The organism is Streptomyces sp. NBC_00210 (assembly GCF_045160975.1).
In the GTDB taxonomy this organism is placed as follows: domain Bacteria; phylum Actinomycetota; class Actinomycetes; order Streptomycetales; family Streptomycetaceae; genus Streptomyces.
The window spans coordinates 7,096,996-7,109,684 of the sequence record NZ_CP108120.1; the positions used below are offsets into that span (position 1 = coordinate 7,096,996).

The 12,689-nt window shown below is 70.4% G+C and carries 14 protein-coding genes; 5 read left to right on the top strand and 9 right to left on the bottom strand.

Annotation, left to right across the window (positions count from 1 at the left end):
* Window positions 1–42: 42 nt before the first annotated feature.
* Both OG729_RS32130 and OG729_RS32135 read right to left on the bottom strand, forming a co-directional pair.
* Entirely contained in the window at window positions 43–498 is a 456-nt protein-coding gene (locus OG729_RS32130) for an ABA4-like family protein (protein WP_405809399.1), read from the bottom strand.
* Window positions 495–1,424 carry a hypothetical protein gene (locus OG729_RS32135; RefSeq protein WP_405809401.1) on the bottom strand — a complete coding sequence of 310 codons (930 nt, stop codon included), beginning with the start codon at window positions 1,422–1,424 and terminating at the stop codon, window positions 495–497. The genes OG729_RS32130 and OG729_RS32135 overlap by 4 nt, the downstream gene beginning before the upstream one ends.
* Before the next feature lie 142 nt (window positions 1,425–1,566).
* Here OG729_RS32135 and OG729_RS32140 point away from each other — a divergent pair, with 142 nt between their 5' ends.
* Complete coding sequence (locus OG729_RS32140) at window positions 1,567–2,250, top strand: MerR family transcriptional regulator (RefSeq protein WP_405809402.1); 684 nt, start codon at window positions 1,567–1,569, stop codon at window positions 2,248–2,250.
* Window positions 2,251–2,296: 46 nt separating this feature from the next.
* Here the strand turns inward: OG729_RS32140 and OG729_RS32145 are convergent, their stop codons facing one another.
* On the bottom strand, window positions 2,297–3,139 hold the full coding sequence (locus OG729_RS32145) for a siderophore-interacting protein (RefSeq protein ID WP_405809404.1): 843 nt from the start codon (window positions 3,137–3,139) through the stop codon (window positions 2,297–2,299).
* A gap of 51 nt (window positions 3,140–3,190) precedes the next feature.
* Entirely contained in the window at window positions 3,191–4,096 is a 906-nt protein-coding gene (locus OG729_RS32150) for a 5'-3' exonuclease H3TH domain-containing protein (RefSeq protein ID WP_405811366.1), read from the bottom strand.
* A gap of 308 nt (window positions 4,097–4,404) precedes the next feature.
* Between OG729_RS32150 and OG729_RS32155 the strand changes: the two genes are divergently transcribed.
* Both OG729_RS32155 and OG729_RS32160 read left to right on the top strand, forming a co-directional pair.
* The gene (locus tag OG729_RS32155) at window positions 4,405–4,977 is read left to right on the top strand and encodes a helix-turn-helix domain-containing protein (protein ID WP_360876141.1); all 573 of its coding nucleotides are present in this window, start codon (window positions 4,405–4,407) and stop codon (window positions 4,975–4,977) included.
* A gap of 8 nt (window positions 4,978–4,985) precedes the next feature.
* Window positions 4,986–5,732 carry a helical backbone metal receptor gene (locus OG729_RS32160; RefSeq protein ID WP_405809406.1) on the top strand — a complete coding sequence of 249 codons (747 nt, stop codon included), beginning with the start codon at window positions 4,986–4,988 and terminating at the stop codon, window positions 5,730–5,732.
* A gap of 38 nt (window positions 5,733–5,770) precedes the next feature.
* Here the strand turns inward: OG729_RS32160 and OG729_RS32165 are convergent, their stop codons facing one another.
* Complete coding sequence (locus OG729_RS32165) at window positions 5,771–6,688, bottom strand: MBL fold metallo-hydrolase (RefSeq protein WP_405809407.1); 918 nt, start codon at window positions 6,686–6,688, stop codon at window positions 5,771–5,773.
* A gap of 81 nt (window positions 6,689–6,769) precedes the next feature.
* On the opposite strand from OG729_RS32165, the gene OG729_RS32170 reads away from it, so the two are divergent.
* Window positions 6,770–7,321 (top strand): YceI family protein, encoded by a 552-nt coding sequence (locus OG729_RS32170; RefSeq protein WP_360876147.1) that lies wholly within the window; start codon window positions 6,770–6,772, stop codon window positions 7,319–7,321.
* Here the strand turns inward: OG729_RS32170 and OG729_RS32175 are convergent.
* Window positions 7,247–8,467 (bottom strand): TDT family transporter, encoded by a 1,221-nt coding sequence (locus OG729_RS32175; protein WP_405809409.1) that lies wholly within the window; start codon window positions 8,465–8,467, stop codon window positions 7,247–7,249. The genes OG729_RS32170 and OG729_RS32175 overlap by 75 nt on opposite strands.
* 70 nt (window positions 8,468–8,537) lie before the next feature.
* Between OG729_RS32175 and OG729_RS32180 the strand changes: the two genes are divergently transcribed.
* Window positions 8,538–9,476, top strand: coding sequence for a LysR family transcriptional regulator (locus OG729_RS32180; protein WP_360876151.1), 939 nt, complete (start codon window positions 8,538–8,540; stop codon window positions 9,474–9,476).
* A 105-nt stretch (window positions 9,477–9,581) separates the two neighbouring features.
* Here OG729_RS32180 and OG729_RS32185 read toward each other — a convergent pair whose 3' ends face one another.
* The 3 genes from OG729_RS32185 to OG729_RS32195 form a co-directional block, all read right to left on the bottom strand.
* Window positions 9,582–10,265 (bottom strand): gamma-glutamyl-gamma-aminobutyrate hydrolase family protein, encoded by a 684-nt coding sequence (locus tag OG729_RS32185; RefSeq protein WP_405809411.1) that lies wholly within the window; start codon window positions 10,263–10,265, stop codon window positions 9,582–9,584.
* Between the two features lie 80 nt (window positions 10,266–10,345).
* The gene (eat, locus tag OG729_RS32190; RefSeq protein ID WP_405809413.1) at window positions 10,346–11,803 is read right to left on the bottom strand and encodes an ethanolamine permease; all 1,458 of its coding nucleotides are present in this window, start codon (window positions 11,801–11,803) and stop codon (window positions 10,346–10,348) included.
* Window positions 11,804–11,916: 113 nt separating this feature from the next.
* Window positions 11,917–12,666: an FCD domain-containing protein gene (locus OG729_RS32195; RefSeq protein WP_360876157.1), complete on the bottom strand. Its 750-nt coding sequence runs from the start codon at window positions 12,664–12,666 to the stop codon at window positions 11,917–11,919.
* Window positions 12,667–12,689: the final 23 nt, after the last annotated feature.

Below are 12,689 nucleotides of genomic sequence, written 5' to 3' on the forward strand. Positions count from 1 at the left end.
TGCTTTCACGCCGGTCCCGCGTGATGGCGCCCGCCACCTGGGTTACAGCGGTTGTACGGCCCGGTGCCCCGCTGCGGCCCGGGACCGGGCCTTCCCCGCGCGCAGCATCAGGAAGACGACGAGGGCGACGGGCGACAGCAGAATCGTCAGGACCAGCAGCGGGCTCATCACCAGCGGGCGGATGCCGAGCCGCCTCGCCTCGAGGAACATCCACTGGCCGAGGAGCAGGTCCCAGGCGATGACCTGCGCCCAGATCGCCCCGGCGCCGTTCGCCAGGAGGGTCAGATCCCTGAATCCGTCGATGTCCGGGCTGCGGACCGCCGCCCAGAGCTCGGGGAAGACCGGGATGGCCATGGTGAAGTAGACGACCAGGACCGGGACGACGGTGAGCGGCGAGGCAGCGATCCGGGCGGTGGGGCGCCAGCGGGGCGCGAAGATCATCAGCAGCCAGACCGGGCTCGCCAGCCAGAAGGAGAGTTCGAAGAGAAAACCGGTCATGCCACGAGCTCCTTGTCGATGTCGACTGCCTTGTCGGGTACGTGCGTTGTGCGCAGGGCGGCGTACGAGCCGATGGCTGCGGCGACGAGGATCACGGCCGCGGCGGTCAGCGTCGCGCCGTCCGGGTGGATCAGTGGCTGGCCGCGCAGCGCCTGCCAGGTGACGACGGCGAGCACCGCGGCGTACGTCCCCGCGGCGACGAGCACCAGCCGCAGCCGTATGCGCTCGTTGCGCAGCCGGGCGACCCGTGGTGCGAGGACGATCAGGGCGAGCAGGAAGAGCGGCAGCACCTGCAGGGCGTGCATGCCTACGAAGTGGGGGATGCGCAGATCCCCGCCGGTGGTCGACCACCCCGTCAGTGGCATCGAGGGGCCGCCGTCCGGCACGCCGACACTGTGCGCACCCACGATGGTGGAGACGCCTCGGCCGCCGGCCGCCTGCTGCTCGGGCGTGGCCTGCGTCATCAGATTGCCGAGCCCGGCTCCGACGAGGGCGATGGCAGCGCCGAGCCGCATCGCCCAGGCGGACGCGCGGTCGGCCAGCCGGGAGCGGAACAGCAGGATCGCGATGACGAATGAGCTGATCCAGAGGACGACGATCGTGGCCCCCATGATGGTGAACAGCGTGCCGTCGAGGTCGGTTTCGAAGTTGAAGTGGCTGCGCTTGCCGCGGATCACCTGCCCGGTGATGATCACCATCTCGATCGCGCCGGTCAGGGCGACGATCGTGCCCGCCCACCAGCCCGCCCGGCGGCCGCGGGTGGCGAGCGAGAGCATCCAGGCCAGCGTCAGCGCGTAGAGCCCTAGTGAGAACGAGAACTTCAGGGGCTTGAACCAGATCGGCGAGCCCACCAGGACCCGGTCGTCGACGAGCATGCCCACCGCCGAGACGACCGTGAGGACCGCCATCGACGCCGTGAAGATCATGAGTGGCCGATGCCATGTGCGCCATGAAGGCATGAGGAATCCCCTCCCTTGGGAGAATGGATAGTGGCACTATCTGCTATCCGATAGTGGAACTATCTATGATGGGATGTGGCCTTGGCAAGGGCGGAAGGGTGAACGGGTAGTGCGCATTGGCGAGTTGAGCCGCAGGACCGGTGTTCCGGTGCCGACGATCAAGTACTACGTACGCGAAGGGCTGCTCCCGGCCGGCCGGCTGACGAGCCCGAACCAGGCGAGCTACGACGATGCGCACGAGCGCAGGCTGCGGCTTATCCGCGCGCTGCTGGATGTCGGCGGACTGAAGGTGGCGGCCATCGCGGACGTCCTGGCGGCGGTCGACGACCCGGACCGGTCGGTGCACAAGGTGCTCGGAGTGGCCACGGATCTGATCGTCCCGAAGTACGCCGACGAGGAGCCGGACGCCGAACTGGACTCGGCACGCGAGGAAGTGCGTGAGCTGATCGCCCGACGCGGCTGGCTGGTCGACGACGGCTACCCGGCCGCCGAGGCGCTGGCCGCGGCGCTCGCGGCGCTGGAGAGGGTCGGCCACGGGGCCTTCTCCTCGGTGCTCGACGCCTACGCGGACGCTGCGGAGCATGTCGCGCGGGCCGACCTGGCCTATGTCGCAGGCCGGGCCGGTCTTGACGACCTGGTGGAGAGCGTGGTGATCGGCACGGTGCTCGGGGACGCCGTGTTCGCGTCGCTGCGGCGGCTCGCGCAGGCCGACTGCTCCGCCCGCGTGTACGAGGGCGACGAGGGCGCCGAGACCGGCAACGGCAGGACCGAGAACGACGAAACCCCCGGCTGAGCTCAGCCAGGGGTCCGCGCGGAAGCAGAGTGCGAGCAGGGGTGCGTCAGGCCGACTGCTCCTGCTCGCGCTCCACCTGTTCGTTCCACTCGCGCTTGACCTCGCGCCACGCCTCGTCCGTCTTGCCGAGCCGCCAATACCCCGAGATCGACAGCTGCTCGCGCGGAATCTGCCGGTCCAGCCGCAGATGGCGGCGCAGCTCCTTCACGAACGCCGCCTCGCCGTGGACGAAGGCGCACACACTGCCCTCGGGGAAGTCGAGCCCGCGAACGGCCGCCACCAGCGCATCGCCGACCGGGCCGTCGCCGCGGTGCAGCCAGGTGATCTCGATCCCGTCCGGCGTGACGACCTTCTGCTCGTCATCGGGACCCTCCACCTCGACGAAGGTGTGCACGACCGCGCCCGCCGGCATCTGCTCCAGCGAGGCCGCGATCGCGGGCAGTGCGCTCTCGTCGCCGACCAGCAGATGCCAGTCCGCGGCCGGATCCGGCGCATAGCCGCCGCCCGGGCCCAGAATGCGCATCGTGTCGCCGACCTGTGCCCTTGCCGCCCAGGGGCCCGCCAGGCCCTCGTCGCCGTGCACCACGAAGTCGACCGTCAGCTCGCGGTGGGCCGGGTCCCAGCTCCGTACCGTGTAGGTGCGGTTGGCGGGCCACTGCTCGCGCGGGAACTCCTCCCGGATCCGGTCCATGTCGAACGGCTCCGGATAGCTCACGCCCTCGGGCGCGAACAGCAGCTTGACGTAGTGGTCGGTGAATCCGTCCATGGCGAAGCGGGCGAGCCCTTCGCCGCCCAGGACGACGCGCACCATGTGCGGGGTGAGCTGCTCGGTGCGGACCACCTGCGTCTCGTAGGGCTTTGGTGCCTTGCGGGCCGGTCGATCTGCCACGGCGGTCTCCCCTGAACTCGTGCTCTGCTTAGGCTTGCCTAAGTTAACACCTCAGCCGTGAAGTGTGGACAGCAGCCGTTGCAGTGCGCCGCCCAGGCCCCACCGGGCCGCGAGCTCGTCAAGCGTCGCCGGATCATGCGGCTCGGACGGCAGCGCGGGGTCGAAGTCCGGCAGCGACACGTCCGACGCCACCCGTACGACCTTGGGCGCGACGGCGACGTACTCCCTGGCCTCGTCAAGGCGCTTGCGCTGCGAAGGTGTCAGCTTGGCGAGCGGATTGTCGACGGCCGCCATGATCCCGGCCAGATCGCCGAACGAGTCCAGCAGCTTGGCGGCCGTCTTCTCGCCGATCCCCGGGACACCGGGCAGCCCGTCGCTCGGGTCGCCGCGCAACAGGGCCAGATCGACATATCCCGGGCCGTCGACGCCGTACTTCTCGCGCAGCCAGGCCTCGTCCGTCACCTGGAGCGTCCCGACGCCCTTGAGCGGATACAGCACCCGCCGACCGCGCGCATCGTCCACCAGCTGGAAGAGGTCGCGGTCGCCCGTGACGATGTCGACCGGCCCGGTGGCGCGGCCGGTGAGGGTGCCGATGATGTCGTCCGCCTCATAGCCGTCGGCGCCGATCCGGGCGATGCCGAGGGCGTCCAGCACATCGATGATCACCGGCACCTGCGGGGAGAGGGTGTCCGGGACCTCCTCCTCGTCGGGACCCTTCTCCGTCTCGACGGCGACGCGATGTGCCTTGTACGAAGGGATCAGCTCCACACGCCAGTGCGGCCGCCAGTCGTTGTCCCAGCAGGCGACCAGATCGTCGGGGCGGTGGTCCTGGACCAGCCGGGCGATGAAGTCGAGCAGCCCGCGCACGGCGTTCACCGGTGTGCCGTCGGGAGCCCGGACCGAGTCGGGGACCCCGAAATAGGCCCGGAAGTACAGGGAAGCGGTGTCGAGGAGCATCAGGCGTCGCGTCACAGCCCCGATGATGCCGCACCGCACTGACAGCCGGCCGCACCCCACCGGAAGCCGCCCGCCGTGCCGCTCCCGCGAGGGGGATCGCCCAAGAAGTGGGAGCAGCCTCGGAAGCAGGAGCAGCCCAGAAATTGGCAGCAGCAGCCTCCCGCTCGCACCAGGGGTGGTTCCCGCCGATGGCGGGGACCACCCCTTCGCGTGCTCCGGCAGCCCCGCCCGGAGGAGTGGGCTCCGCGCGAAACCAGAGCCGGAAGCTGCGTAAGGTGAGACATGACCAGGGAAGGGGAGCCCGGCAGATGGACGCGAAGGACGCGAAGGACCCGAAGGAACCTCTTCGGGTGGGCGTGGCCGTGCGCAGGCGCCGCCGTGCCCTGGACCTCACGCTCGCCGCAGTAGCGGCGCGCAGTGGCCTCTCTGTGCCCTTCCTCAGCCAGATCGAGAACGAGCGGGCCCGTCCCAGCATGCAATCGCTCCAGCGGGTGGCGGACGCCCTGGAGACCACGACCGCCCGGCTGCTCGCCGCATCCGACGCCACACGCACGGTTAACGTCGTACGAGGCTGGGACGAGGCCGCGCTTCCGCCCGCCGCCAGGACCCGCCGGCTTGTGCGCGGACGTCATCAACTGCAGGCCCTGGAGTTCATCGGGGAGCAGGATGCGGGCCGCGAGTTCCAGCACCCCAACGACGAGCTGATGTACGTCGCGGACGGCACCGCGGAGGTCGAGGCGGAGGGCCGCGCCTACCGGCTGGCGCGCGGCGACACGCTCTTCCTCTCCGGCGGCGTACGGCACCGGTGGCGCGCCACCTCCGCCGATACCCGGATCGTCGTCGTGACGGTCTCCGACCACATCGAGACGCCCGAGAAGTAGGAGCCCTAGTGCGCGTCGTCTCGCTGGTGCCCTCGCTGACCGAGGCCGTGGCCGTCAGCGCGCCCGGGCTGCTGGTGGGGGCGACCGACTGGTGCAGCCATCCCGCCGGTCTCGACGTCGTACGGATCGGCGGCACCAAGAACCCGGACACGGCGGCGGTGATCCGACTGCGCCCCGACCTCGTGATCGCGAACGAGGAGGAGAACCGGGCGCCCGACCTGGCCGTGCTGCGGGCGGCTGGCATCGAGGTGCTCGAGACCGAGGTACGCGACCTGGAGCAGGCGTTCCGCGAACTGGAGCGGGTGCTGGTGGGCGGCTGCGGACTGACCCGGCCGCGCTGGCTGGATGAGGCACAGGAGGCATGGTCGGCTGTTCGGCCGATGGGGGAGCTGCCGGCGGTCGTACCGATCTGGCGGCGGCCGTGGATGGTGCTCGGCCGCGACACGTTCGCGGGTGATCTGCTGCGCCGGCTGGGCGTCCGCAATGTGTACGCGGGACACCCCGAACGCTATCCGCGTATCCCGCTGGACCAACTGCGGGACTGCGGCGCCCAGTTGACGGTCCTCCCCGACGAGCCGTACCGCTTCGCGGCGGACGACGGGCCCGAGGCCTTTCCGGCGCTGTCCGCCGCGCTGGTCAGCGGGCGCCATCTCACTTGGTACGGGCCGTCGCTGGCGGAGGCGCCCGGCGTGCTCAGCGCGGCGCTGCGACAAGCCGATGCAGTCCTGCGGCTTCGTTCTCAGTGGGAGGGATGACGACGGCGAGCGAGCCTGCAGGCCCCTGTTTGCGGTGACTACAGCCCGGACCAGGGGTCTTCACGCCTCCACAGGGTGGGAAAGTGCAACGAGACACCCTGCGCAGTGGCGAGTCGGTCGATGACACGCATGGTTCGGTCGAGGTCGTCGCCAACATAGGGCAGTGCGCGCAGGGGCTTGCTGAGTGGCTGGAAGAAGTCGTCCCAGTGGATGAGGATGACCCGACGAGCACCTACCGCCTCGACCGTCTCCTTCCAGTAGGTCCGGATGTAATCCTCGTCCTGAAGGCCCAGTTGTCCTACGCCGAGGTAGACCACGTCGGCCGACCGCCCGCTCAGGAGACCTGGGGCGAAGCCTGCACTCCCCTGAATCAGTGCGCTGCGGCCGCCGGTGTGCTGGAGGAGGAGGGACCAGGCCTCGCCGCAGCGGTACGTCGATGCCATGACCGGCGGCACGACGGGGTCGTTGATGGCCCCGGGGTACCGGTCGGGTGGGCAGTGACGGGACTCGACGAAGGTCAACGTGAAGGCTCCGCACCCGACTTGTTCGCCGTGCGTGACGCGCACAATCCTGTCGTCGGGCAGGTCGCCGCCACGTCCGACGTTGGCCGCAGAGGGGCCACCGACCAGACGGGCTCCGGTGCGGGCAGCGACCACCGCCGAGTCCATGGCGTGGTCGAAGTGGGTGTGTACGGGGACGAGAGCGTCGAGTGACGTCACCTCAGCATGCTCCAAAGCGGCGTCGATACGCGCATGGTTCGGGGCGATGCGTCGCGCGACCACGGCCAGGAGTGAGGGGCGCGAGAAGAATCCGTCGGTCATGACGGCTGAGGTCCCGTCACCGACGAGGAGGGTGGACACGCCCAGGAAGGTGACGGACAGCCCTTGATCAGCCTCGGGCAGGTCGAAGCGGTCCGCGTAACGAGAGATGTCGGGGCGACCGAACCGAATCTTCACGGGACGACCCTATAGTCCGCCTTGCTACCGCCGACTTCAGGGCAGCTGGCCGACGACCAGGCGCAGTCGTAGGCTGAAACCGTGGCCGTAGCAGCAGGTGAGTACGAGATTGGGCAGCACACCGGTCGGTTGCTGGTGCGTACCTTCCGCCAGGGCGTTGCCGCAAGGGTCGGACATGACCTGCTCATCGAGGCCACTGTCTGGGAAGGCCACATCACCGTGCCCCCGGACTCCGCCGTGCAGCCCGCGCTGTCCGTACGCGTGGATCTGGGTGCGCTGAAGGTTCTGGAGGGCACCGGCGGGGTTAAACCGCTCAGCGACGGCGACAAGCAACAGATCCAGCAGACGATGCACAAGTTGCTGAAGGTCGATCGCCAGCGCGAGGCGACCTTCACCTCCACGCGCGCGGAGGTCCACGACGACAGCGCAATCGTCGAGGGTGAGCTGACCCTGGTCGGGCAGACCCGCCCGCTGCGCTTGGAGGTGCGGCAGCGGGACGACGTCACCGTCGCAGGTACCGCGAGCCTGGTGCAGTCCCAGTGGGGCATCAAGCCGTACTCAGGCTTCTTCGGCGCCCTCAAACTCCGCGACGCGGTCGACATCGAGTTCACCGTCGCCCTTCCGAGAGGTTGAGGCAGCAGGCCGGCAGCAATGCCCAGTGGGTGTGGGGAGCAGCGCACCGCTGAACAGGCCGCGCAGCGTACGAAATCCGGCCACCGCCCAGGCCGTGACGAGGAACGCGTACAGGCCGACCGCGAGCCAGTCGAAGGCGAGTCGGCCCGTGTGGTGCGCAAGACCCTCCGCGCCGGTCACGCAGGTGCCGACCGGGAAGGTGAAGGCCCACCAGGTCATCGCGAACGGCATGCCCTCCCGCGCGGCCCGCACCACCGTCGCGCCGGCGAGCAGCAGCCACAGCAGGGCGAAGGCCATCACCGGGACGCCGTAGATCACGGCGAAGGTGCCGAGCGCTTCGGCATACGGGGCCCGGATCGCGGCCGGGGCCACGTCCGCCAGTTTGTTGACCGCGGTCGTCGACTGGCCGAGCGGGCCGAGCACCAGGAAGAGCGTGGGCGTGAGCGCGAGCGGCAGCGGGCCGTGGTGGAACAGCCGCGAGAAGAGCATCGGCAGAATGATCAGCGTGGCCAGCAGGCTGAGGGCGAACATGGCGTAGCTCGCCAGCAGCAGCCCCTCCCGCCACTGCCCGGCGGGCAGTTGCGGGACCAGGAGGGAGCCGAGGGAGGCGGAGACCATCGGGGCGACGACGGGCAGCAGCCAGACGGGTGAGGCGGCGCTGTGCGCGACCCGTTGGCGTACGAACATCAGATACGGGACGACTGCGGCGGCAGTGAGCCCGATCAGGGTGCCGGCGATGAAGAGGGCGGCCGCGGTCGTCACCGCTGCGGGCTCGCCGATCACATCCTCGCCGACCGTCAGGGTGCCGATGCCGACGGCCAGCAGCGCCATGGACAGACAGCCGTAGAAGGGCGCGATCGCCGGGTCGGCGAGGTGGGCGCGGGCCTGGTCGCGGTGGTGGACCCAGTGCGCGGCGCGGGCGGCCAGGACGAGGGCGAGCAGGGCGGCGGACAGCGCCCAGACGGCGATGCAGGCGGTACGCCGGCCGGGGACGTCGAGAGGGAGGCCGACCCCGGCGTTCGCGACGATGGCGGTGCCCATGACGGTCGCGTACCAGTTGGGGCCGAAATGGCGGAGCGACGGCAGCCGTACGGTGGTGAGGGTGGACGCGGTGGCGTGGCGGTGGGGCTGCACGGCGATGACCATCTCCCCACACTCGCGCCGGGCATGGCTCACCACCAGGGATGGTTCTCCTATGGCCCCATAAGCTGGGTTTATGAGCGAAGGCGAAGAAGAGCGGGTGCCGCTTGCGCACCGGGTGCCGGATCTGGGTGCGCTGGAGTTGCTGCTTGCTGTCGCGAGGCACGGCAGCCTGGGGCGTGCGGCGCGTGAGCTGGGCATCACCCAGCCGGCCGCGAGCAGCCGGATCCGCTCGATGGAGCGCCAGCTGGGGGTCGCGCTGGTGGACCGGTCACCGCGCGGGTCCCGGCTCACGGACGCGGGGGCGCTGGTCACGGACTGGGCGCGGCGGGTCGTGGAGGCGGCGGAGGCGTTCGACGCGGGGGCGCAGGCGCTGCGTGGGCGGCGGGACTCGCGGCTGCGGGTGGCGGCCTCGATGACGATCGCGGAGTATCTGCTGCCGGGCTGGCTGATCGCGCTCCGCGCGCAGCGGCCTGGCACGGCGGTCTCGCTGCTGGCCGGAAACTCGGCGATGGTGGCGCGGCGGCTGCTGGCGGGCGAGGCGGATCTGGGCTTTGTGGAGGGCCTGTCCGTGCCGCAGGGCCTGGACGGCGCGGTCATCGGCCACGACCGCCTCCTGGTGGTGGCGGCCCCGAGCCATCCGTGGGCCCGGCGCCGGGCACCGCTGACCCCGGCGGAGCTGGCGGCAACCCCGCTGATCCTCCGTGAACGGGGTTCGGGCACCCGCCAGGTCCTCGACTCGGCGCTGTCGGCCTGCGGCGGCCTCGCGGAACCCCTGCTCGAACTCGCCTCCACGACAGCGGTCAAGGCGGCGGCGGTGAGTGGGGCGGGCCCGGCGGTCCTGAGCGAGCTGGCGGTCACGGAGGAACTGGCGGCGCGCCGCCTGACGGCGGTCCCGGTGGAGGAGGTGGGCCTTCACCGGGACCTGCGTGCGGTCTGGCCGACGTCGCACCGGCCGACGGGGCCGGCGCGGGATCTGCTCACGCTGACGAGGGGACGGCCGACGGCGGGGTGACACCGGGTTCCGGCGCGTCGATCGCCTGGGGCGGGCTTGCCCCCACGTCGCTCCTTCCCGCTGTATCGATTTCCTGCTGTATCGATGTGCGGCTCCGCCGCGTGGTCAGACCGCCGACGCCGCCGCGACCAGCGATGACATCACCCTTTCGTCATCCCCCGCCTCCGGGTGCCACTGCACCCCCAGCGCCCACCCCGCGTCCGCCAGCTCCACCGCCTCCACAGTGCCGTCCTGCGCATACGCGCTCGCCACGAGGGTGTCGGCCAGGCGGTCCACCGACTGGTGGTGGTACGTCGGGACCGACGACTCCTCCGGCACGATCGACGCGTACCGCGTCCCCGGCACCGGCTTCACCGTGTGCCGGCCGAACACGCCCACACCCCCCACGTGCCCGTCCAGGTGCTGCACCAGCGTCCCGCCCAGCGCGACGTTCAGCAGCTGCAGCCCCCGGCAGATCCCCAGCAGTGGTGTCCCCGACGCCAACGCCGCCCGGATCAGGGCGAGTTCCCAGGAGTCCCGCTCCCGCGCCGGCGGGCCCGTGCGGGGGTCGGGCTCGGCTCCGTACCGTATGGGCTCGACATCCGCGCCGCCCGCGATGACAAGACCGTCCAGCCGGGCCACGACCGACTCGGCCGCGGCCGGGTCGTCCGGTGGGAGAAGCGTGGCCAGGCCGCCCGCCGCCTGGACGAGGCGTGGGTATCCGGCGGGCAGCAGCGCCGCGGGCATCTCCCACACTCCCCACTTGGCCGGTTCCAGATACGTCGTGACACCGATGAGCGGCTTGGACACTGTGACTCCGTTTCCCGCAGATCCCGTTCAGTTGCGTTCGAGGACGTTCGAGGACGTTCGAGGACGTTCGAGCGTGCGAGTCAGTTACGTTCGAGCTCGGCCTCGGCCGCCGCCAGCGCCGCGAACTCCTCCTCCGGAGCGCGCGCCACCAGATGATGGCGACTGTAGATCGCGAAGTAGGCGAGGGCCACGGCATAGACGCCCAGCGCGATGAACGCCGCGTCCTTGTCCACCAGGAACGTCGCCACCAGCGCCGAGAGGGCGAGGACGAAGGCCACCGAGGAGGTCAGCACGCCTCCCGGGGTCCGGTACGGGCGTTCCAGACCCGGCTCCCGGCGCCGCAGCACGATGTGCGACAGCGCCATCAGCGCGTACGAGATCGTCGCGCCGAAGACCGCGATGTTCAGCATCCGGGCCCCGTTCCCCGTCCCCGCCGCCAGCGCGAAGCCGATCGCCCCGGGGATCAGCAGCCCCAGGTACGGCGACTTGCGACGGCTGGTGAGGGAGAGGAAGCGGGGCAGATAGCCCGCACGGGAGAGCGCGAAGAGCTGGCGCGAGCCGGCGTAGATCAGTGAGAAGAAGGACGCGACCAGGCCCGCGAGACCGGCGTAGTTGACGAAGCGGCTGAGCGGCGTCGGATCGCCATCCCCCTGCAACGCCACCACCAGCGGGTTTCCGGCCTCCTGGATGGCGTTCGAGCCGCGCGCGCCGGTAGAGGCGAAGAAGGTCAGCACGGCCAGCAGCACCAGGATGCCCATGGAGATCGAGAGGGCTCGCGGCATGGAGCGCACCGGGTCCTTCGCCTCCTCCGCTGCCAGCGGCACGCCCTCGACGCCGAGGAAGAACCACATGCCGAAGGGGAACGCCGCCCAGATGCCCAGCAGCCCGAACGGCAGCCACGAGCCCGAGCCGAACGCGTTCTTGTCGACCGGGATGTCGTCGAGCCCGCCCGCGCTGAAGTCGGTGAACGCGCCGACCGCGAAGATCAGCAGCGCCGCGACGGCGATCGCCGTCACCACCAGGCTGAAGCGCAGCGCCTCGCCGACGCCCCAGAGGTGGATCCCGATGAAGATCGCGAAGCAGGCGAGATAGACCGGCCAGCCGGATTCGAGGCCGAACAGGCCGAGCGATTCGACGTAGTCGCCGATGAAGATGGAGATCGCGGCCGGCGCGAGGATGTACTCGATGAGAATCGCGGTGCCGGTCAGGAACCCGCCCCAGGTGCCGAGCGCGCGGCGGGCGAAGCCGTAGCCGCCGCCCGCCGTCGGCAGGATCGCCGACAGCTCTGCGAGCGCGTAGACGAGGCAGGCGTACATCACGCCCATCAGCAGCGTGGCGACGGCGAGTCCGCCGAAGCCGCCCTTGGACAGGCCGATGTTCCAGCCGGAGAAGTCCCCGGAGACGACATAGGCGACGCCGAGCCCGGTGAGAAGCAGCCAGCCGGCGCTGCCCCTGCGCAGGGTGCGCCGGTTCATATAGGCGTCGTCGGCCGGGGAGGAGGAGGGGGAGGAGTCGTGTGTGGTGGTGCCTTCGGCCATGGGGTCGCTCCTGGCAGAGGTCAAAGGTTTGTGCGGACACCATTGCGGCAGTCTTCGGGAATGCGCAAGCCCCCTGCGTAAACCCGAGGTTACGGATGAGCAGCGGCCGGGGGTCAGGACAGAAAGCCGCGCAGCAGTGCCGCCGTGCCCTCGCAGTGCTCCCGCATCACCTCGCGCGCCGCGTCCGCGTCCCCGTCCAGGACCGCCTCGACCAGCGCCGTGTGCTGATGCTGCGAGTGCTCCAGATTCCGTACGAGCAGCGGAATGCAGTCCAGTAGATCGTTCAGCGTCGCCCGCACCGCGGCGTACTGCGCGGTCAGCGTGGGTGATCCGGACAGCTCGGCGAGGGTCAGATGCAGCAGCGTGTCCTGTCGCCGGTACTCGGTCAGCGGTGCGTCGTGCGTTGCGGCAAGGGCCGTACGCAGGCGTTTTATGCCCTCGTCGGTCAATCCGTGCGCCGCGCACAGCCCGGCGGCCCCCACCTCAAGCACCTCGCGGAAGCGCAGGGTGTCCTCGACGTCCACGTCCGCCACGCGCCGGCGAAGCTCGTCCTCGCCGTGGGCGTCGGGGCGGTGCAGCACGAACGTGCCGCCGTACCGGCCGCGCCTGCTCTCCACCAGGCCCTGGTCGGTCAGCACCTTCAGTACCTCGCGCAGCGTGACCCGGCTGATCCCCATCCGCTCCGCGAGCTCGCGCTCGGCGGGCAGCCGGTCCCCGCTCGGGACCAGCCCGAGGCGCAGCAGCTGAAGAATCTGTTCCAGCGCCTCTTCGAAGCCGTTGCCCGCCCGCACGGGGCGCAACACGGGGGTCAGCGGGTCTGCCGGTTCACTCTTCTTCACCACGTCGCCGTTTCCTCTTCCCATGCAATGGTCTTCAGTAATACCTT

Coding starts and splice junctions, on each gene's coding strand:
- OG729_RS32130 (WP_405809399.1), bottom strand. CDS start 498: ATGACCGGTTTTCTCTTCGAACTCTCCTTCTGGCTGGCGAGCCCGGTC.
- OG729_RS32135 (WP_405809401.1), bottom strand. CDS start 1,424: ATGATCTTCACGGCGTCGATGGCGGTCCTCACGGTCGTCTCGGCGGTG.
- OG729_RS32150 (WP_405811366.1), bottom strand. CDS start 4,096: ATGCTCCTCGACACCGCTTCCCTGTACTTCCGGGCCTATTTCGGGGTC.
- OG729_RS32155 (WP_360876141.1), top strand. CDS start 4,405: ATGGACGCGAAGGACGCGAAGGACCCGAAGGAACCTCTTCGGGTGGGC.
- OG729_RS32175 (WP_405809409.1), bottom strand. CDS start 8,467: ATGGTCATCGCCGTGCAGCCCCACCGCCACGCCACCGCGTCCACCCTC.
- OG729_RS32180 (WP_360876151.1), top strand. CDS start 8,538: ATGAGCGAAGGCGAAGAAGAGCGGGTGCCGCTTGCGCACCGGGTGCCG.
- eat (WP_405809413.1), bottom strand. CDS start 11,803: ATGGCCGAAGGCACCACCACACACGACTCCTCCCCCTCCTCCTCCCCG.
- OG729_RS32195 (WP_360876157.1), bottom strand. CDS start 12,666: ATGGGAAGAGGAAACGGCGACGTGGTGAAGAAGAGTGAACCGGCAGAC.